The sequence below is a fragment of the Streptomyces sp. NPDC044002 genome, from assembly GCF_056434525.1.
Genome location: NZ_JBWKEZ010000028.1, coordinates 16,395 through 32,879, shown reverse-complemented (window position 1 = coordinate 32,879; position 16,485 = coordinate 16,395). Strand labels below are relative to the sequence as shown.

Genomic DNA, 16,485 nt, shown 5'->3' with positions numbered 1-16,485 from the left:
GAACAGGGCCCCCCCCCCGGCCTGACCCTCCCCCCCCCCCCCCCCCCTCCTTCCCCCCCCCCCCCCCCCCCCCCCCCCCCGCCTGCGGCCTACGCCGGTTCCGGTTGCGCGGCCGGTGCCGCCGCCCGGGTCCGGGCCGGCAGCAGCCAGGCCGCCGCCAGGCCGAGGGCGGCCAGGCACGCCAGGGCCGCCAGGGGCCGCCCCGCCGTACCGGCCCCGGAGGCACCGGCCCCGGCGCCCGCCGCCACGGCGATCCCCAGGCCCGGGCCCAGGTTCATCGCGGTCTGCTTGAGCCCGCCGACCACCCCCGCGTACCCGGCGGGGGCGTCGCCGACCACGGTCCCGGTGGCGGTGACCATCACCACCGCGAACCCGGCCCCCAGCACCCCGAACGCCGCCCCGCCGCCCGTGCCCAGCCCGGCGATCCCCAGCACCACCAGTGCCGTCCCCGCCAGCGCCGTCCGCCGGGGCCCGAAGCGGCGCAGCGCGGCCACCGCGACCGGCGCCCCGGCCACCATCAGCGCGGTCAGCGGCAGCACCCGGATCCCGGTCGCGAGCGGGCTGAGGCCCCGTACGTCCTGGAGCAGGAACGTGGCCGTGAACAGGGCCCCGGACATCCCGGCGGACACCGCCAGCAGCAGCGCCACCGCGGCCGCCACGGGCCGCGACCGGGCCACCGCCGGCGGTACTAGGGGCAGTTCCGCCCGCCGCTCACCCCGTACGAAGAGCGCCCCGAGTCCGGCCGCCGCCGCGAACCCGAGCAGCGTCGGCGCGGCCGTCCACCCGTCCTGCGGTACGCCGGCCAGCGCGTGCACCGCCGATGCCAGGGCGGCGGCGAGCAGCACCGGACCGGCCGTCCCCAGCCGCCCCGGCTCCCGCGGCGGCGGCGCGGGCACCCGTACGGCGAGCGCGAGGGCGGCGATCAGCAGCGCGGCCGGCACGTTGAGCAGGAACACCGCCCGCCAGTCCAGCAGCGCCACCAGCACCCCGCCCAGCAGCGGCCCCGCCGCCGCGGCCGCCCCGATCGCCCCGGTCCGCACCGCCACCGCCCGGCCCAGCCGCTCCGGCGGGTACGCCAGCCGCAGCAGGGCCAGCGTCGCGGGCTGCAGCAGCGCCCCGAACACCCCCTGCACGGCGCGCAGCGCGATCACCCAGCCGACCCCGGGCGCCAGCGCGATCCCCGCCGACGCGGCGGCGAAGCCGAGCACCCCCGTCAGCAGCAGCCGGGTGTGGCCGTAACGGTCCCCGAGACGCCCGGCGACGACCAGGAACGCGGCGACGGCGAGCAGGTAGGCCGTGCTCGTCCACTGGACCTCTGCGACCCCGGCCCCCAGATCGCGGCGCAGGGCCGGCTGTACGACCACGAGCACCGTGCCGTCGAGCGCGACGAGCATCGCCCCGGCGGCGCTGACGAGCAGCGCTACCCGCTCCCTCATGCGGGCTCCGCCCCCAGGTGCGCGTCCACGACGGCGTCCACCAGCGCGGCCAGCCGCGGGCAGGCCCCGTCGTCCGCGCCGGTGCCGAGGACCAGGGGCAGACTGCCGTAGCCCCACAGCTGCGCCACCCCGTGCAGCCCCGCCCACAGCGCGGCCGCCGTCACCTCCGGCTCCGCCGCCCCGCAGGCGTCGACCAGCCCGGTCAGCAGCCCGAACAGCGGCAGGGTCTGCTCCCGCAGCCGGGGGCTGCCCGAGGGCTCCTGGCCGGTGCTGTCCAGCAGGTCGTGCCGGAACATCAGCTCGAACATGCCGGGCTGCTCCAGCGCGTAGCCCACGTACGCCCGTCCGAGCGCCCGCACGTGCTCCCGTGGTGCGGGCCGCTCGGCGCCGGCCGCGAGGAAGCGGGTGCCGAGCTCGCCGAAGCCGCGGCGGGCGATGGCCGACAGCAGGGACTGGTGGGTGGGGAAGTAGCGGCGCGGTGCGCCGTGGGAGACCCCGGCGCGGCGTGCGATCTCCCGCAGGCCGAGGGAGCCGGTCCCCTCGGTCCTGACGAGCTCCACCCCGACGTCGATCAGCCGCTCGCGCAGCGGCGCATCCGGTTCCATAGGCATAGACAGTGTCTACCAGCTCGCGCAGACACTGTCTACACGACTCTCCGGATTCCGGCCCCGGGAGACGGGTAGGCGCCGCCGAGGGGCTCACAGGAGGAGGGCGTCATGGGAACCGGAATCTGGGGCTACGGGCACCGGGCGGGCTACGCACCCGGCACCGACCTCGTCGGGTACAAGGTCGAGGCGGCCGACGGGTCGATCGGCAAGGTCGACCGGCACACGGACGACGTGGCCCGCTCCTACCTCGTGGTAGACACCGGCCCCTGGATCTTCGGCCGCAAGGTCGTCATCCCCGCCGGCGTCGTCTCCCGCGTCGACACCGAGGACGGGACGGTCCACCTGACATGCACCCGCGACCAGGTCAAGGACTCGCCGGACTACGAGAAGAACGGCCGACACGAGGACGAGCCCGCCTTCGTCCGGCTGATCGAGACCTACTACTCCAACCCGCACATGTGATCATCTGCGGATGACAACGGAAACGACCACCGCAGCCGCGTCCGGAACATGGACCCTCGGCGACCTGAAGGTCAACCGCATCGGCTTCGGCGCCATGCGCCTGCCGCAGAACGGCGCGGCGCTCCAGGCGGCCGCCGCCTCCGGCGACCGGGACCGGGCGATCGCCGTCCTGCGCCGTGCCGTCGAACTCGGCGTGAACCACATCGACACCGCCGCCTTCTACTTCTCCCCGCTCCGCTCCGCCAACGAGCTCATCAACAGCGCCCTCGGCGGCCCCTACCCCGACGACCTCGTCATCGCCACCAAGGTCGGCCCCGCCCGGGACGCCTCCGGCGAGTGGACCACCCACGCGGGCCCGGGACAGCTGCGCGGGCAGGTCGAGGAGAACCTTCGCCAGCTCGGCCGCGACCACCTCGACGTCGTCAACCTGCGAGTCCTCGGCACCAACTCCGTCGCCGAGCGCTTCGGCGTCCTCGCCGAACTGCGCGACGCCGGACTCATACGCCACCTCGGCGTCTCCAACGTCACCCCCGAACAGCTCGCCGAGGCACAGGCCATCGCCCCCGTCGTCTGCGTCCAGAACATGTACGGCATCGGCGTGCGGCCCGAGTACGACGCCTTCGTACGCTCCTGCGGCGAGCAGGGCATCGCCTTCGTGCCCTTCTACGCGATCGCCGCCGCCGGCCGCGAGCACGGCGCCGCCGGCTCCGAGAGCGAGGAACTGCTCGCGGTCGCCCGCGCCCACGGGGCCAGCCCCGCACAGGTCCGCCTCGCCTGGACCCTCCAGCGCGGACCCCACGTCCTGGCCATCCCCGGCACCGGCAACCCGGACCACCTCGCCGACAACGTCGCCGCCGGCGCCCTGCGCCTCACCGACGAGGACCTGGCCCTCCTCGAAGGACTCCACCACAAGGCCGCCGAGTAGCCCCGAGGACGAGGCCGGCCCGGGGGAGCCACCCCGGCCCGGCCGCGTCCGGCACAATCGGCGGATGAGCGAACAGACCCCCGCCGGCACCGCCGGCCCGCACGACCACGACCCCTACCTGTGGCTGGAGGACGTGGAAGGAGAGGCCGCGCTCTCCTGGGTCCGTGAGCGCAACGCCGAGACCGTCGCCGCGCTGACCACCGACCCCGGCTTCAAGGTGCTGGAGCGAGAGGTGCGCGAGGTCCTCGACGACGACGGGCGCATCCCGTACGTGACCCGGCGCGGCCGCCACCTCTACAACTTCTGGCAGGACGCCGGCCGGCTGCGCGGCGTCTGGCGGCGCACCACCCTGGAGGAGTACCGCACCGAGCAGCCCGCCTGGGAGACCCTCCTCGACCTCGACGCCCTCGCCGCCGCCGAGGACGAGAAGTGGGCCTGGGCCGGCAGCACCGTCCTCGGCCCCGAGTACCGCCACGCCCTGGTCATGCTCTCCCGCGACGGCGCCGACGCCTGCGTGGTGCGCGAGTTCGACCTGCACACCCTGCAATTCGTCCAGGGCGGCTTCGCCGTCGAGGAGGCCAAGACCCGCGTCGACTGGATCGACGCCGACCACCTCTGGATCGGCACCGACTTCGGCCCCGGCTCCATGTCCCCCTCCGGCTACCCCCTCCAGGTCCGCCGCTGGCGCCGCGGCACCCCCCTCGCCGAAGCCGAGAAGGTCTACGAGGGCCGGCCCGGGGACCTGTCCGCCAGCGGCTGGCACGACGACACGCCGGGCTTCGAACGGGACTTCGTGTCCCGGCAGATCGACTTCTGGAACGGCGAGATGTTCCTGCTGCCCGCAGACCCCGCCGCGGCACCCGAGAAGATCGACGTACCGGACGACGCCGCCGCCGGCATCCACCGCGGGTGGCTGACCGTCCAGCCGCGCACCCCGTGGCTGGGCCACCCCGCCGGCAGCCTGCTCGCCTTCGACCTCGAAGCGTTCCGGGCCGGCGGCCGCGACGCCGAGGTGCTGTTCACCCCCGACGAGCGCACCGCCCTCGCCGGCTACAGCTGGACCCGCAACCACCTCCTGCTGAGCACCCGGGCCGACGTCTCCTCCCGCCTGGAACTCCTCACCCCCGGCCCGGACGGCTGGACCCGCGCCCCGCTGGACGGCGTACCGCCGCTGTCGACCGCCTCGGCGTGGGGCACCGACCCCGACGAGAGCGACGAGTACTTCCTCGACGTCACCGGCTTCCTCCAGCCCTCCACCCTCTCCCGGGGCGAGGCCGGGACCGCCGGAACCGAGGTGCTCAAGCAGGCGCCCGCCCTCTTCGACACCGCCGGGCTCCGCGTGAGCCAGTACTTCGCCACCTCCCCCGACGGCACCCGGGTCCCGTACTTCACCGTCGGCCCCGAGGACCGGCCCGGCCCCGGCCCCACCCTGCTCTACGGCTACGGCGGCTTCGAGATCTCCATGGTGCCCGGCTACAGCGCCGTCAACGGCCGGACCTGGCTCGCGCGCGGGGGCACGTACGTCCTCGCCGGCATCCGGGGCGGCCGCGAGTACGGGCCCGCCTGGCACCAGGCCGCCCTCGGCGCCAACCGGGTCCGCGCCTTCGAGGACTTCGCCGCCGTCGCCCGCGACCTCACCGCCCGCGGCATCACCACCCCCGCCCAGCTCGGCATCGAGGGCGGCAGCAACGGCGGCCTCCTGATGGGCGCGGTCCTCACCCGCGACCCCGACCTGTTCGGCGCCGTCGTCTCGCACGTGCCTCTGCTGGACATGCTCCGCTTCCACAAGCTCCTCGCCGGAGCCAGCTGGACCGCCGAGTACGGCAACCCCGACGACCCCGCCGACCGGCCCCACCTCGAAGAGATCTCCCCGTACCACCGGATGACCGCCGACGGCCCCGCCTACCCGCCCCTGCTCCTGCTCACCTCCACCCGGGACGACCGCGTCCACCCCGGCCACGCCCGCAAGGCGGCCGCCCGGCTGCGCGAACTGGGCCACCCCGTCCTCTTCCACGAGCACATCGGCGGCGGCCACGCCGGCGCCACCGACCACCAGCAGACGGCCTTCAACGAAGCCCTCGTCGCCACCTTCCTCTGGGAGCGGCTCACCCCCGCGAGGTGACCTCCGGCGCGCTCCACCGGCCCCCGCAGCGCCGGGGCTGGTGGAATGGACCGACCGGCGGCCCGCAGGGGGCCGCCCGCCGGTCGGAGGAGACGTGTCGGACCGCGACGGCCACGCACCGGACCCGGACGGGGCGCTGGAGGCCATCGGCACCACCGACGACGAGCGGACCACCTGCCGGGAACTGGCCGCCTTCCTCTTCCGCACCCTGTGCGACGCGGCGGCCGTCGACCTGACCGCCGACGGCCGCACCGAACGGGTGGCCGCCGCCGGGGACACCGGGCTGCTGCGGTCCCCCGGCCCCGCGGTGCGGCCCGCCGTCGTCGCCCTGGACGGGGGCCACCCGCTGCGCAGCTGGACCCTGCGCCCCGGCGGCCCCCCGGTGCACGGCCTCTCCGTCGAGCTGGCCCGGCACGGGACCTCGTACGGCACCGTCCTCGCGGTCCGCACCGGCACGGCCTTCACCGACCGGGAGGCCGCCGCCCTGCACTTCGCCGCCCGCGTCGCCGCCCTGCACGTCCGGCACGCCAGGCGGCTCGCCGCGACCGAGTCCGTCGCGCTCGACCTCCAGCGGGCCCTCGTCGCCGACCCCGGCCGGCCGCACCCCAACCTGCTGGTCGCCGGCCGCTACCTGCCGGTCGGGCCGAGCGCCCTGGTCGGCGGCGACTGGTTCGAGACCGTCCGGCTGCACTTCGGGCGGACCCTGCTGGTGGTGGGCGACGTCATGGGGCACGGCCTGCACGCCGCCGTGGACATGAACGCCTACCGCTCCACCCTGCGCGAGGTGGCCTCCACCGAGCTCGCCCCGCACCGGGTGCTGCGCCAGCTCGACGCCCTCGTCGCCGAGGACGCCGCCCGGCGCGCCGCCACCTGCCTGCTCGTCCGTGTCGACCCGGCGCGCGGCACCGCCCTGTACGCCAGCGCCGGCCACCTGCCGCCCGCCGTGTTCGCGGCGGACGGCACCGGCCGGCTGCTCGACGTACCGGTGGGGCCGCCGCTGGGCACGGGACTGGGCGGGTACGAGTCGGCGGCCCACCCCCTGGGACCCGGAGACACCCTGGTCCTCTACACCGACGGGCTGGTCGAGCGGCGCGGCGAGGACATCGACCGCTCCCTGGCCCGGCTCACCGGCCTGCGGCTGCCGGTCTGCGCGACGGCCGAGGAGGCCGTGGACGCCGTGGTCGCGGGCCTGGACGCCGCGCACGCCGAGGACGACGTGGCCGTGCTCGCCGCCCGGATCCGCTCGCGGAGCGGCACGCCGGGGTGAGGGCCCGGCGCGCTCAGCCGAGGGCGCGGGCGACGAGGAGGGCGACGTCGTCGTGGGTGTCGGGGCGGCGCAGCGCCGACAGCAGCAGGTCGCAGGTCTCCTCGATGGGGCGGTGGGGGCCCGCGAGGAGGTCGGTCAGGGTCAGCAGGCGGGTGTCGATGTCCTGGTCGCGGGTCTCGACCAGCCCGTCGGTGTAGAGCACCAGCTCATCGCCCTCGCCGAGGGTCACGGCGGTGTTCCCGAAGGGGACTCCGCCGACGCCCAGCGGCACCGCCGTCGGCAGCCGCAGCAGCCGGGGCGGGCGGCCGGCGCGCAGGTGCACGGGCGGCAGGTGGCCCGCGGTGGAGATGTGGCAGAGCCGGCTGTGGGGGTCGTAGACGGCGTACACGCAGGTGGCCATGGCTTCGCCGAGGTCGCCGGTCGCCGCGTCGAGGTGGGTGAGCACCGTGGCCGGGTCGAGGCCGAGGCGGCCCAGCGCGCGGGCGGTGGCGCGCAGCTGGCCCATGGTCGCCGCCGCGTTGATGCCGCTGCCCATGACGTCTCCGACGACGAGCGCGGTGCGGTCCCCGGTGAGCGGGATGACGTCGAACCAGTCCCCGCCGGTCTCGTCGGCCGCGCCGGCGGGCTGGTACCGGTAGGCGATGTCCAGGCCGGGGGCCGCCGGGGGGTGCTGGGGCAGCAGGTGGCGCTGGAGGGCGAGGGCCGCGTGGCGCTGGCGCTGGTACCAGCGGGCGTTGTCGATGGACACGGCCGCGTGGGCGGCGAGTTCGGAGGCCAGGAGCACGTCGTCCGGGCCGAACGGCACCGGGTTGCGGGCGCGCTTGAGGTCGAGGGTGCCCAGGACCTGGCCGCGGGCGATCAGCGGCACCGCCAGGTACGAGTGCACCCCCGCCTCGCCCAGCAGCCGGGCGGCGGCCTCGTCGCGGGCGATGCGGGGCAGGTCCTCGGGCCGCACGTGCGGGACGAGTTCCGGCCGTGCGGTGCGGGCGCAGCGGGCCACCAGCCGTTCGGGGCGGTACGAGGCCACGTCGCCGACGGGGTCGGCCGCCGCCTCGGCGGGGGTCCGGTACGCCGATTTCACCGCGAGCGCGCGGAAGCGTACGGCCCGCTCGTCGGCGTCCTCGCCCGGCCGGGGACCGGTCAGCATGGTGTCGAGGACGTCCACGGCGGCGATGTCGGCGATCTCCGGGACGGCGACGTCGGCCAGTTCCCGGGCGGTGATGTCCAGGTCCAGGGTGGTGCCGATGCGCACGGAGGCGTCGGCGATCAGGGCCAGGCGGCGCCGGGCGTGGGCGGCCGACACGGCCGCGTGGTGCTGTTCGGTCACGTCCACCACCGACACCGCGACGCCGATCACCCGGGCGGCCTGGTCCTCCAGCCGGTAGATCGACACCAGCCAGGCCCGTTCACCGGAGTCCTCGGAGATCTGGCCGGTGGTGAAGTGGTCCAGCACGGGCAGGCCGGTCGCCATGACCTCCCGCATGCCGGCCTCGACCGCCGACGCGTCCAGGAACGGCAGGACGTCGGCGATCCGGTGCCCGATGTGCCGCTCGGACGGCACCCCGTTGATGCGTTCCAGGGCCGGGTTGACCAGGACGTACCGCAGATCGGTGTCGAGGACGGCCAGCCCGATGGGGGACTGGTCGACCATGCGCAGGGACAGGGCCAGGTCCCGTTCGACGCGGCGCAGGGTGGCCTGCTCCGAGGCCAGGCCCAGGGCGTAGAGCCGGCCGTTGGCGGCCTGGAGGCGCATGTTGCGGAACTCCACGAGGACCGTGTGGCCGTCGCGGTGGCGCACGGGGAAGGAGCCCGCCCACGCCCCCTGGCCCCACATCACCCGGGCGAACAGCTCCAGGACCTCCTCGCGGTTGCGCTCGTCCACCAGCAGCGTCGCCGCGTACTGCCCGAGGGCCTCCTCCGCCGGGTAGCCGAAGAGGGTTTCGGCCTGCGGGCTCCACAGGCTGATGCGGCCCTCGGCGTCCAGGACCACGGCGGCCACCCCGAGCACGTCGAGCAGGCCGCCCGCCGCCGGAGATCCCGCTCCGGGGCCGCCGGAGGGCGGTTCGGGCTGCGCATCGGCCATCACCGGCGCCTCCTCACCCGGGCGGACTCCCCACCATGCTGCTGCCCCGCCGCGGCCCCGGCGACCCGGTCGGGGCCATCGGGTGGTCACCCCCGACGCGGCACGGCACCGTCGTCCGGTGCGGACGGCGGTGCCGGGCCGGCGGGGGCGTGCCGGTCAGTGGAAGAGCATGGACGCGCCGCCGGCCTCCGTGGTCACGGATCCCGGGCACAGGAAGCTGCCCGAGGTCTTGGTGGCGGTGAAGGCGCGGTTGACGTACTTCCCGGTCGCCGCGTCGCGGTCCCACAGGATGTTGGTGGCCTTGTAGCGGCAGGACACGAAGCTCTGCTGACCGGTGATGTCGATCAGGTCGGTGACGGCGTTGGCCCCGGTGGAGCCGAAGGTGAACGACGGGTTGTTGTTGAGGGTGGCGGTGATGCCGCCGCCGCAGGCGAGGTTCCCGCCGGGCCTGTTGATGCTGGTGCGGTCGACGGTGAGGGCGTTGGGGGGATTGGCGGTGGTGCGGGCGTTGGTCCAGGTGCAGGTGTTGCCCGCTACGACGATGACGCCGTCGACCTTCTGGTCGGCGGTGGTGCCGAAGGCGGCGGCGCTCGTGACACTGCCGGCCGTGGCCGCGAGGGCCAGTGCGGCGACGGCGAGCTTCGCACGGTGCATCATGTCGCTCCTCTGTGACACGTCCTTGTGGGGGTGTGGTGCGAGGGCGGTGCGGAGTGCGCCACGGAATGTGTCACAGCCGTCTTGAAATGTCATGCACGTGTCACGCATTGGCCGGAATGAGGCCCTGAACAGGGGGAGGAGGGTGACGTCAGGGGACGTCAAGGGGTGTCAGGGGACGTCGGTGTCCGTCGGCTCGGCCTCGTACACGTGCGGGGCGTCCCCCTGCCACTCGACCAGCGCCGGCCCGCCGCCGAGCACCACCTCGTCGGGGTCCGGGACCTCCGCGCGCCGCAGGAACTCGATCACGTCCGCGTCGGTGTGCGCCGTGCCCAGGACCGCGTCCCGGTCCCGGACGCGCAGGGTGACCCGGCGGCCGCCCGAGGGGGAGATGCGGTGGACGACGATCGGCGCGTGCTCCATGCCTCCACCCTGGAGCCGCTCCGCCGCCGGCGCATCCGGGCCCGGACCGCCCCGGTGGTACCCGGGCGTACTACCGGGGGAGTACGCCGGGAACGCTACGCAGGGGTGACGCCGGTGACGGGGGAGCCGGTCTAGCGTGACGGTATGGAAACGCTGAGCGGACGCCCGGGCCCCCCGTGGCGGTGGCGGCACTGGGTGGAGCGGGCCGGGCGGGGACCGGCCTGGCGGTCCGCGCTGCTCGTCGCCGTCGTCCAGCAGGTGGGCTCCGGCTGGGCCGCGCAGGTGCAGAGCGGGCGGGTGGCGCTGGACTGGTCCGCGCGGATCCTGCTGCTGCTCGGGCCCGCCCTCCTCGTGGTGCGGCACCGGCATCCGGTGCCCGTGGTGTACGGGGTCAGCGCCGTCACCCTGGTCTACCTCGGGGCGGGCTTCCCGTACGGCCCCGTCTTCGCGAGCCTGGCCGTGGCCTGCCTGGCGGCGGTGGTGGCCGGGCGGAGCCGGGCGGCCTGGGGCGCGGTCGGCCTGCTCTGGGCCGGGCACCTGCTCATCGGCCACTGGCTCTACCGATGGCTGCCGCCCGCCGGTGACGGCCCGGCGCCCTGGACGCAGGAACTGGGCGCCACCGCCTGGGTGCTCGCGATGCTCGCCGTCTGCGAACTGGTGCGGGCCCGCCGCGAACAGTGGGCCCGCGAACGGGCCGAGCGGGCGGCCGCCGCCCGGCGCCGGGCCGACGAGGAACGGCTGCGCATCGCCCGCGAACTGCACGACGTACTGGCCCACAGCATCTCCGTCATCAACGTCCAGGCGGGCGTGGGACTGGCCCTCCTCGACAGCGACCCCGAGCAGGCCCGTGCCGCGCTCACCACCATCAAGGCGGCGGGCAGGGAAGCCCTCGGCGAGGTCCGCCAGGTCCTCGACACCCTGCGCACCCCCGGCGCGGCCCCCCGCGCCCCCGCCCCGGGCCTCGACCGCCTCCCCGAGCTCGTCGAACAGGCGGCCGCCACCGGGCTCACCGTGGACACCGCCGGCGAGGGACGGGCCCGGGGCCTGCCACCCGGCACCGACCTGGCCGCCTTCCGCATCCTCCAGGAGGCCCTCACCAACGTCGTACGGCACTCCGGTTCGCGCACCGCCCGCATCCTGCTGCGCTGGCGGCCCGACGCCCTCGAACTGCGCGTCGACGACGACGGCCCGGCCACCGGCGGACCCGCCGGCGGCAGCGGCAACGGCCTCGCCGGAATGCGCGAGCGCGCCGCCGCGCTCGGCGGCGCCATCGAGGCGGGCCCGCGCCCCGACGGAGGCTTCCGGGTCACCGCCACGCTCCCGCTGCGCGCCGCGGAGCCGGCGGAGCCCGCCCCGCCCCGGGAGGATCCGTGATCCGCGTCCTGCTCGCCGACGACCAGCTGCTCGTACGGGCCGGCTTCCGCGCCCTCCTCGACGCACAGCCCGACATTGAGGTGGCCGGCGAGGCGGCCGACGGGGCGCAGACCGTCCGCCTCGCCCGCGAACTGCGCCCCGACGTCGTCCTGATGGACATCCGCATGCCGCTCCTCGACGGCCTCGACGCCACCCGCGCGATCACCGCCGACCGGCAGCTGGCCGACGTACGGGTGGTCATGCTCACCACCTTCGAGCTCGACGAGTACGTCTTCGAGGCGATCCGCGCCGGAGCCTCCGGCTTCCTGGTCAAGGACACCGAACCGGAGGAACTGCTGCGCGCGGTACGGGCCGTGGTCGAAGGGGACGCGCTGCTCTCGCCCGGGGTCACCCGCCGCCTGATCGCGGAGTTCGCCGCCCGCTCCCGCCGCCCGGCCCCGGCCGAGGGACTGGAGCGCCTCACCGACCGCGAGCGCGAGGTCATGGCCCTCGTCGGCACGGGCCTGTCCAACGAGGAGATCGCCCGCCGCCTGGTCGTCAGCCCCCTCACCGCGAAGACGCACGTCAGCCGGACGATGGTCAAACTCGGCGCCCGCGACCGCGCCCAGCTCGTCGTACTCGCCTACGAGACCGGCCTGGTCCGCCCCGGCTGGCTGGGCTGAAGCCCGCACCCCGCCCGGGGTACTCCCGCGGGAGTACCCCGGGAGCAGCCGGCCGTACGACGACCCGGACCCCCTCCCGGAGCCAGTCTCGGAGCAGTACGAGAAGCCAACCCCTCCGAGGAGCTGAACCGAGATGGACACCCTCACCACCCTCGCCTTCGACGGGCCCGGCCCGTGGATCCTGTTCTTCCCCCTGATCTGGGCGGCGGTCGTGCTCACGGTCGTCACCGTGCTGCGCCGTACCGTCTGGCGCGGCGGCCTCCCCGGTCCCCGGCAGTCCGGCCGGGGAGCCGCGTACGGGGCGCACTCGCCGCTCGCGGTCCTGGGACGCCGCTTCGCCTCCGGCGAGATCGACGAGGAAGAGTACTGGCGCCGGCTGTCCGTCCTGGACGAGCAGTTCGGCCGCTCCATCAAGGACGGCGCCGCCTGAGGCCCCACCCCGCTCGGGGGCGGTACCGGTATCCGTGAAACGATCACGAGGCAGTCGCGCCGGGGCGGGCCGTCACCCGCCCCCGTGATCCGACCAGGGGGAGACCGACGATGGAACAGACCGGAGCCGTGGAGATCACCTCCGAGGCCGAACTGCGCGAACTCCTCGGCCCGGTGGCACCCGTGGCCGCCGCGAAGGAGCGGCGGTCCCTGCACGAACACCACCGGCAGTGGATCGCCCGCTCCCCGCTCTGCCTGATCGGCACCTCCGCCGCCGACGGCAGCTGCGACGTCTCCCCGAAGGGCGACCCGCCCGGCTTCGCCAAGGTCCTCGACGACACCACCCTCGTGATCCCCGACCGCCCCGGCAACCGCCGCGCGGACAGCTACCGCAACATCCTCGCCAACCCGCACGTCGGGCTGCTCTTCCTGGTCCCCGGCCGGGGCGACACCCTCCGTGTCAACGGCCGGGCCCGGCTGCTGCGGGACGCCCCGTTCTTCGACACGATGACCGTCAAGGGCCACCGGCCCGCGCTCGCCCTCGTCGTGGAGACCGAGGAGATCTACTTCCACTGCTCCCGCGCGTTCCTGCGCTCCGGCCTGTGGAAGACCGACACCTGGGATCCCGAGGCGGCACCCTCGCGGGCGAGCATCTCCAAGGCACTGGAGAAGCCCGAGAAGTCGCTGGAGGAGCTGGAGCGCTACTACGGACCCGACTACGGCCGCGACGACCTGTACAGCTGACACACCGGGCGCCGGGCGACGCCCCCGGCCCGGGCCGCGTGGCAGGCTGGAGGACATGTGCGGCCGATACGTCTCCACCCGCGGTCCCGAGGACCTGTCGGGGCTCTTCCAGGTCCCCGGTCCCGCCCCGGACCAGGTTCTGCCGCCCAGCTGGAACGTCGCCCCGACGGATCCGGTGTGGGCGGTGCTCGAACGCGCCGACCGGGACAGCGGGGTCCTGGAGCGGCAGCTGCGGGCGCTGCGGTGGGGGCTGGTGCCGTCCTGGTCGAAGGGGCCGGGCGGCGCGGCCAGGATGATCAACGCCAGGGTCGAGACGGTGGGGGAGAAGCCCGCCTACCGCCGGGCCTTCGCCAAGCGCCGCTGCCTGCTGCCCGCCGACGGCTTCTACGAATGGGAGGCCGTTCCCGCCGCCGGGTCCGTGAAGGCGTACAAGCAGCCCTGGTTCATCAGCCCCGAGGACGGCACGGTGATGGCGATGGCGGGCCTGTACGAGTTCTGGCGCGACCCCGCCGTCACCGACGGGGACGACCCGGCCGCCTGGTGGGCGACCTGCACCGTCATCACCACCGAGGCGACCGACGCCGCCGGCCGCGTCCACCCCCGGATGCCCCTGGCCCTCGCCCCCGCCGACTACGACGCCTGGCTCGACCCCGGGCACCAGGACCCCGACGCCCTGCGCGCCCTCCTCGCCACCCCCGCCGGAGGCCGTCTGACGGCCCGCGCGGTGAACACGGCGGTCAACAACGTGCGCAACAACGGCCCCGAGCTCCTCGAAGACGCCCGGCCCTCCTGAACCACCGACGCCTGACCTCTGACCCCTGACCTCTGACTCCTGACCTCTGACTCCTGACCCTTGACCCCTCATGGACTGGATACACACGTGACCTCCGGCACAGCCAACGCCGCCTACGAGATCCGCCCCGGCGTTCCCGACGTCGCCACCTACCGCCGGCTGCGCGGCGAGAGCGGGCTCGGCGCGAAGAGCCCCGAGGGCTCCGCCCTCGGACTGCCCAACTCCTGGTACGGCGTGATCGTCCGGCACGGCGGCGAGACCGTCGGCATGGGCCGGATCATCGGCGACGGAGGCTGCTTCCTGCAGATCGTCGACATCTGCGTGCTCCCCGCACACCAGGGCCGGGGCCTCGGCAAGCAGATCATGGCCGAACTCTCCGCCGAGCTGGAACGGCGCGCGCCGCAGGGCACGTACGTGTCCCTGATCGCCGACGGCGACGCCCGGCACCTCTACACCAAGTACGGCTTCGCCGAGACCGCGCCCGCGTCGGTGGGCATGGCCCGCCTGTTCTAGGCGGTTCCCCGGCCGTCCCCCGGCAGCACCACCACCGGCACCCGCTGCACCAGGTTGTTGCCGAAGCCCCCGCGGTTCCAGGGCTGTTCGAGGGGCTGGGTGCGGCCCGCCGCGTCCGTGGCGCGGACCACGAGGGTGTGGCTGCCGGGAACGGCCGTCCACGGGGCGCTCCAGGCCTGCCACGCCCAGCCGCCCGGCTCCCGCCGCGCCACCTCGGCGTCCGCCCACGTACGGCCCCCGTCGCCGCTCACCTCGACCCGGGTCACCGGCCCGTACCCCGACCAGGCGCGCCCCTCCAGCCGCACCGGCCCCGGCCGCGCCACCCGGACGCGGGACATGAAGTCGGGGAACCCCGGCGGGACCATCAGTGCCCTCGGCGCGATCCGGGTCACCGGTTCGCCGGGGTCCTCGGCGGTGGCCCGGTAGCGGTAGGCCACCGCCTGCTGGAAGCCGGTGAAGGGCTCCTCGGCCAGGGTGATGTCCCGCAGCCACTTCACGTGGGCCATGCCGTACCAGCCCGGTACCACCAGCCGCAGCGGGAAGCCGTGCTGCGGCGGCAGGGGCGCGCCGTTCATCGCGTACGCGAGCAGCACCTCGGGATCCGCCCCGGTGGCGACGGGCATGGGCAGGCTGCGCCGGTAGTCCTGTTCCACGCCGCGCTCCACCCCGTGGTCGGCGCCGGTGAACACCGCCTCCACCGCGTCCGGCAGTACCCCGGCCTCCGCGAGCACGGTCCGCAGCGGCACTCCCGTCCAGTCGGCGGTGCCCACCGCCTCGACCAGCCACGGCTGGCTCACCGGCCGGGGCGTCAGCCGTGCCCGCCCGTTGCCCGCGCACTCCATGGTGACCCGGCGGGTGACGGCCGGCAGGGCCCGCAGGGCGGCCAGGTCCAGCGACAGCGGGGTCCGCACCCGGCCGCCGACACCGAGCCGCCAGCCGTCGGCGCCGGGACCGGAGCCGGTGTCGGGGATGTCGTAGTGGACCAGTACGTAGTGCAGCCCGGGCGGCGTGACCTCGTACCGCAGCGCCTCCAGCGGCAGCCCGTGGTTGCGGGCGGCGAGGGCCAGCTCCTCGAGGCTGATGCCCTCGCCCTCGGCCGCCACCCGCCCGGGGGTGCTGACGCCGTTCAGGGGCGTTTCCTCCATCCCCTCATGGTCGCCCGCCCGGACCGGCGGCGCCTTCTCACACCGTGCGGACGGTGACGCCGGCCGCGGCCAGGGCGTCGGCCTCGTCCTGCGGCGCGCCCTCGTCGGTGATCACGGCGTGCAGCGCGGAGGCGGGCAGCACGTGCGCGAGGGCGGTGCGGGAGAGCTTCGCGGACTCGGTGACGGCGATGACGCGGCGCGCGGAGGCGATCGCGGCACGTTTGACGGCGGCGTCGGCCAGGTCGTAGGCGGTCAGGCCGTGTTCCGCGCTGAGGCCGCAGCAGCCGATCACGGCGGTGTCGAAGCGCAGGGCGGCGAGGGAGGCCTCGGTCAGCGGCCCGGTGAGGGCGAGCTCGCCCTTGCGGGGCGCCCCGCCCGGCAGCAGCAGCGTCATGCGGGGCGCGTCGGCGAGGGCGTTGGCGGCGTGCAGGGACAGCGGCATGACGGTGAGCCGGCGGTGGTGCAGGGCCCGGGCCACCTCCAGGCAGGTGGTCCCGCTGTCCAGGACGACCGATTCACCGTCCGCCAGCAGGGCCGCGACCTCGGCGGCGATGCGCCGCTTGGCGTCCAGCCCGTCGCGGACGCGCAGCGGGAAGGGCGTCTCCTCGCCGCGCAGCAGCAGGCTCCGCGCCCCGCCCCGGTAGCGCTCCAGCACGCCCTGTTCGGCGAGGGCCTCCAGGTCGCGGCGGATGGTCATCTCGGAGGCGCCGGTGAGCTCCGCGAGCTCCGTGACGCTGCGGCTGCCGCTCGCGCGGACGGCGTCGGTGATCTGCCTCAGGCGGTCTGCACTCATACCCGAATTGAACATCGGTGATGTTCGAAAGGCAAGTTTAGAACATGGAGTG

The 16,485-nt window shown here is 75.2% G+C and carries 17 protein-coding genes; 10 read left to right on the top strand and 7 right to left on the bottom strand.

Going from position 1 to position 16,485, the window contains the following annotated elements; translation table 11 throughout:
* Nucleotides 1–89: 89 nt before the first annotated feature.
* Together AC07A6_RS21435 and AC07A6_RS21430 are read right to left on the bottom strand one after the other, a co-directional pair.
* A complete protein-coding gene (locus tag AC07A6_RS21435; protein ID WP_478778135.1) occupies nucleotides 90–1,436 on the bottom strand; it encodes an MFS transporter in 1,347 nt (448 codons plus the stop codon).
* Nucleotides 1,433–2,041 (bottom strand): TetR/AcrR family transcriptional regulator, encoded by a 609-nt coding sequence (locus AC07A6_RS21430; RefSeq protein ID WP_478778169.1) that lies wholly within the window; start codon nucleotides 2,039–2,041, stop codon nucleotides 1,433–1,435. Before AC07A6_RS21430 ends, AC07A6_RS21435 begins: the two co-directional genes overlap by 4 nt.
* 111 nt (nucleotides 2,042–2,152) lie before the next feature.
* On the opposite strand from AC07A6_RS21430, the gene AC07A6_RS21425 reads away from it, so the two are divergent.
* From AC07A6_RS21425 to AC07A6_RS21410, 4 genes are all read left to right on the top strand, one after another.
* Nucleotides 2,153–2,506, top strand: a complete 354-nt coding sequence (locus AC07A6_RS21425; RefSeq protein WP_478778134.1) for a PRC-barrel domain-containing protein — start codon at nucleotides 2,153–2,155, stop codon at nucleotides 2,504–2,506.
* A gap of 10 nt (nucleotides 2,507–2,516) precedes the next feature.
* Nucleotides 2,517–3,431, top strand: coding sequence for an oxidoreductase (locus AC07A6_RS21420; protein WP_478778133.1), 915 nt, complete (start codon nucleotides 2,517–2,519; stop codon nucleotides 3,429–3,431).
* Between the two features lie 64 nt (nucleotides 3,432–3,495).
* On the top strand, nucleotides 3,496–5,553 hold the full coding sequence (locus AC07A6_RS21415; protein ID WP_478778132.1) for a prolyl oligopeptidase family serine peptidase: 2,058 nt from the start codon (nucleotides 3,496–3,498) through the stop codon (nucleotides 5,551–5,553).
* A gap of 94 nt (nucleotides 5,554–5,647) precedes the next feature.
* Complete coding sequence (locus AC07A6_RS21410) at nucleotides 5,648–6,820, top strand: PP2C family protein-serine/threonine phosphatase (protein WP_478778131.1); 1,173 nt, start codon at nucleotides 5,648–5,650, stop codon at nucleotides 6,818–6,820.
* Between the two features lie 13 nt (nucleotides 6,821–6,833).
* Here the strand turns inward: AC07A6_RS21410 and AC07A6_RS21405 are convergent, their stop codons facing one another.
* The 3 genes from AC07A6_RS21405 to AC07A6_RS21395 all read right to left on the bottom strand — a co-directional run bounded on the left by AC07A6_RS21405 (nucleotide 6,834) and on the right by AC07A6_RS21395 (nucleotide 9,980).
* Nucleotides 6,834–8,903: a SpoIIE family protein phosphatase gene (locus AC07A6_RS21405; protein WP_362462308.1), complete on the bottom strand. Its 2,070-nt coding sequence runs from the start codon at nucleotides 8,901–8,903 to the stop codon at nucleotides 6,834–6,836.
* A gap of 156 nt (nucleotides 8,904–9,059) precedes the next feature.
* Nucleotides 9,060–9,557 (bottom strand): hypothetical protein, encoded by a 498-nt coding sequence (locus AC07A6_RS21400; RefSeq protein ID WP_478778130.1) that lies wholly within the window; start codon nucleotides 9,555–9,557, stop codon nucleotides 9,060–9,062.
* A 171-nt stretch (nucleotides 9,558–9,728) separates the two neighbouring features.
* Nucleotides 9,729–9,980 carry a hypothetical protein gene (locus AC07A6_RS21395; protein WP_478778129.1) on the bottom strand — a complete coding sequence of 84 codons (252 nt, stop codon included), beginning with the start codon at nucleotides 9,978–9,980 and terminating at the stop codon, nucleotides 9,729–9,731.
* A gap of 144 nt (nucleotides 9,981–10,124) precedes the next feature.
* On the opposite strand from AC07A6_RS21395, the gene AC07A6_RS21390 reads away from it, so the two are divergent.
* The 6 genes from AC07A6_RS21390 (at nucleotide 10,125) to AC07A6_RS21365 (ending at nucleotide 14,495) form a co-directional block, all read left to right on the top strand.
* Nucleotides 10,125–11,354 (top strand): sensor histidine kinase, encoded by a 1,230-nt coding sequence (locus AC07A6_RS21390; protein WP_478778128.1) that lies wholly within the window; start codon nucleotides 10,125–10,127, stop codon nucleotides 11,352–11,354.
* A complete protein-coding gene (locus AC07A6_RS21385) occupies nucleotides 11,351–12,016 on the top strand; it encodes a response regulator transcription factor (protein ID WP_362462319.1) in 666 nt (221 codons plus the stop codon). Before AC07A6_RS21390 ends, AC07A6_RS21385 begins: the two co-directional genes overlap by 4 nt.
* A 133-nt stretch (nucleotides 12,017–12,149) precedes the next feature.
* Nucleotides 12,150–12,446, top strand: a complete 297-nt coding sequence (locus AC07A6_RS21380; RefSeq protein ID WP_478778127.1) for an SHOCT domain-containing protein — start codon at nucleotides 12,150–12,152, stop codon at nucleotides 12,444–12,446.
* A 110-nt stretch (nucleotides 12,447–12,556) separates the two neighbouring features.
* On the top strand, nucleotides 12,557–13,189 hold the full coding sequence (locus tag AC07A6_RS21375; RefSeq protein WP_386275346.1) for a pyridoxamine 5'-phosphate oxidase family protein: 633 nt from the start codon (nucleotides 12,557–12,559) through the stop codon (nucleotides 13,187–13,189).
* Between the two features lie 55 nt (nucleotides 13,190–13,244).
* The gene (locus tag AC07A6_RS21370) at nucleotides 13,245–13,982 is read left to right on the top strand and encodes an SOS response-associated peptidase (protein ID WP_362462326.1); all 738 of its coding nucleotides are present in this window, start codon (nucleotides 13,245–13,247) and stop codon (nucleotides 13,980–13,982) included.
* Nucleotides 13,983–14,069: 87 nt separating this feature from the next.
* On the top strand, nucleotides 14,070–14,495 hold the full coding sequence (locus AC07A6_RS21365) for a GNAT family N-acetyltransferase (protein ID WP_362462329.1): 426 nt from the start codon (nucleotides 14,070–14,072) through the stop codon (nucleotides 14,493–14,495).
* On the opposite strand, the gene AC07A6_RS21360 is transcribed toward AC07A6_RS21365, so the two are convergent.
* The gene (locus AC07A6_RS21360) at nucleotides 14,492–15,640 is read right to left on the bottom strand and encodes a sulfite oxidase (protein WP_478778126.1); all 1,149 of its coding nucleotides are present in this window, start codon (nucleotides 15,638–15,640) and stop codon (nucleotides 14,492–14,494) included. The genes AC07A6_RS21365 and AC07A6_RS21360 overlap by 4 nt on opposite strands.
* Before the next feature lie 37 nt (nucleotides 15,641–15,677).
* Nucleotides 15,678–16,433 (bottom strand): DeoR/GlpR family DNA-binding transcription regulator, encoded by a 756-nt coding sequence (locus tag AC07A6_RS21355; protein WP_478778125.1) that lies wholly within the window; start codon nucleotides 16,431–16,433, stop codon nucleotides 15,678–15,680.
* Nucleotides 16,434–16,485 lie beyond the last annotated feature (52 nt).

Excerpts from the sequence above, each read along its gene's own strand:
- AC07A6_RS21430 (WP_478778169.1), bottom strand. The coding sequence starts at position 2,041 with ATGGAACCGGATGCGCCGCTGCGCGAGCGGCTGATCGACGTCGGGGTG.
- AC07A6_RS21405 (WP_362462308.1), bottom strand. The coding sequence starts at position 8,903 with ATGGCCGATGCGCAGCCCGAACCGCCCTCCGGCGGCCCCGGAGCGGGA.
- AC07A6_RS21375 (WP_386275346.1), top strand. The coding sequence starts at position 12,557 with ATGGAACAGACCGGAGCCGTGGAGATCACCTCCGAGGCCGAACTGCGC.
- AC07A6_RS21420 (WP_478778133.1), top strand. The coding sequence starts at position 2,517 with ATGACAACGGAAACGACCACCGCAGCCGCGTCCGGAACATGGACCCTC.
- AC07A6_RS21435 (WP_478778135.1), bottom strand. The coding sequence starts at position 1,436 with ATGAGGGAGCGGGTAGCGCTGCTCGTCAGCGCCGCCGGGGCGATGCTC.
- AC07A6_RS21415 (WP_478778132.1), top strand. The coding sequence starts at position 3,496 with ATGAGCGAACAGACCCCCGCCGGCACCGCCGGCCCGCACGACCACGAC.
- AC07A6_RS21395 (WP_478778129.1), bottom strand. The coding sequence starts at position 9,980 with ATGGAGCACGCGCCGATCGTCGTCCACCGCATCTCCCCCTCGGGCGGC.
- AC07A6_RS21425 (WP_478778134.1), top strand. The coding sequence starts at position 2,153 with ATGGGAACCGGAATCTGGGGCTACGGGCACCGGGCGGGCTACGCACCC.
- AC07A6_RS21370 (WP_362462326.1), top strand. The coding sequence starts at position 13,245 with ATGTGCGGCCGATACGTCTCCACCCGCGGTCCCGAGGACCTGTCGGGG.
- AC07A6_RS21400 (WP_478778130.1), bottom strand. The coding sequence starts at position 9,557 with ATGCACCGTGCGAAGCTCGCCGTCGCCGCACTGGCCCTCGCGGCCACG.
- AC07A6_RS21355 (WP_478778125.1), bottom strand. The coding sequence starts at position 16,433 with ATGAGTGCAGACCGCCTGAGGCAGATCACCGACGCCGTCCGCGCGAGC.
- AC07A6_RS21360 (WP_478778126.1), bottom strand. The coding sequence starts at position 15,640 with ATGGAGGAAACGCCCCTGAACGGCGTCAGCACCCCCGGGCGGGTGGCG.
- AC07A6_RS21380 (WP_478778127.1), top strand. The coding sequence starts at position 12,150 with ATGGACACCCTCACCACCCTCGCCTTCGACGGGCCCGGCCCGTGGATC.
- AC07A6_RS21390 (WP_478778128.1), top strand. The coding sequence starts at position 10,125 with ATGGAAACGCTGAGCGGACGCCCGGGCCCCCCGTGGCGGTGGCGGCAC.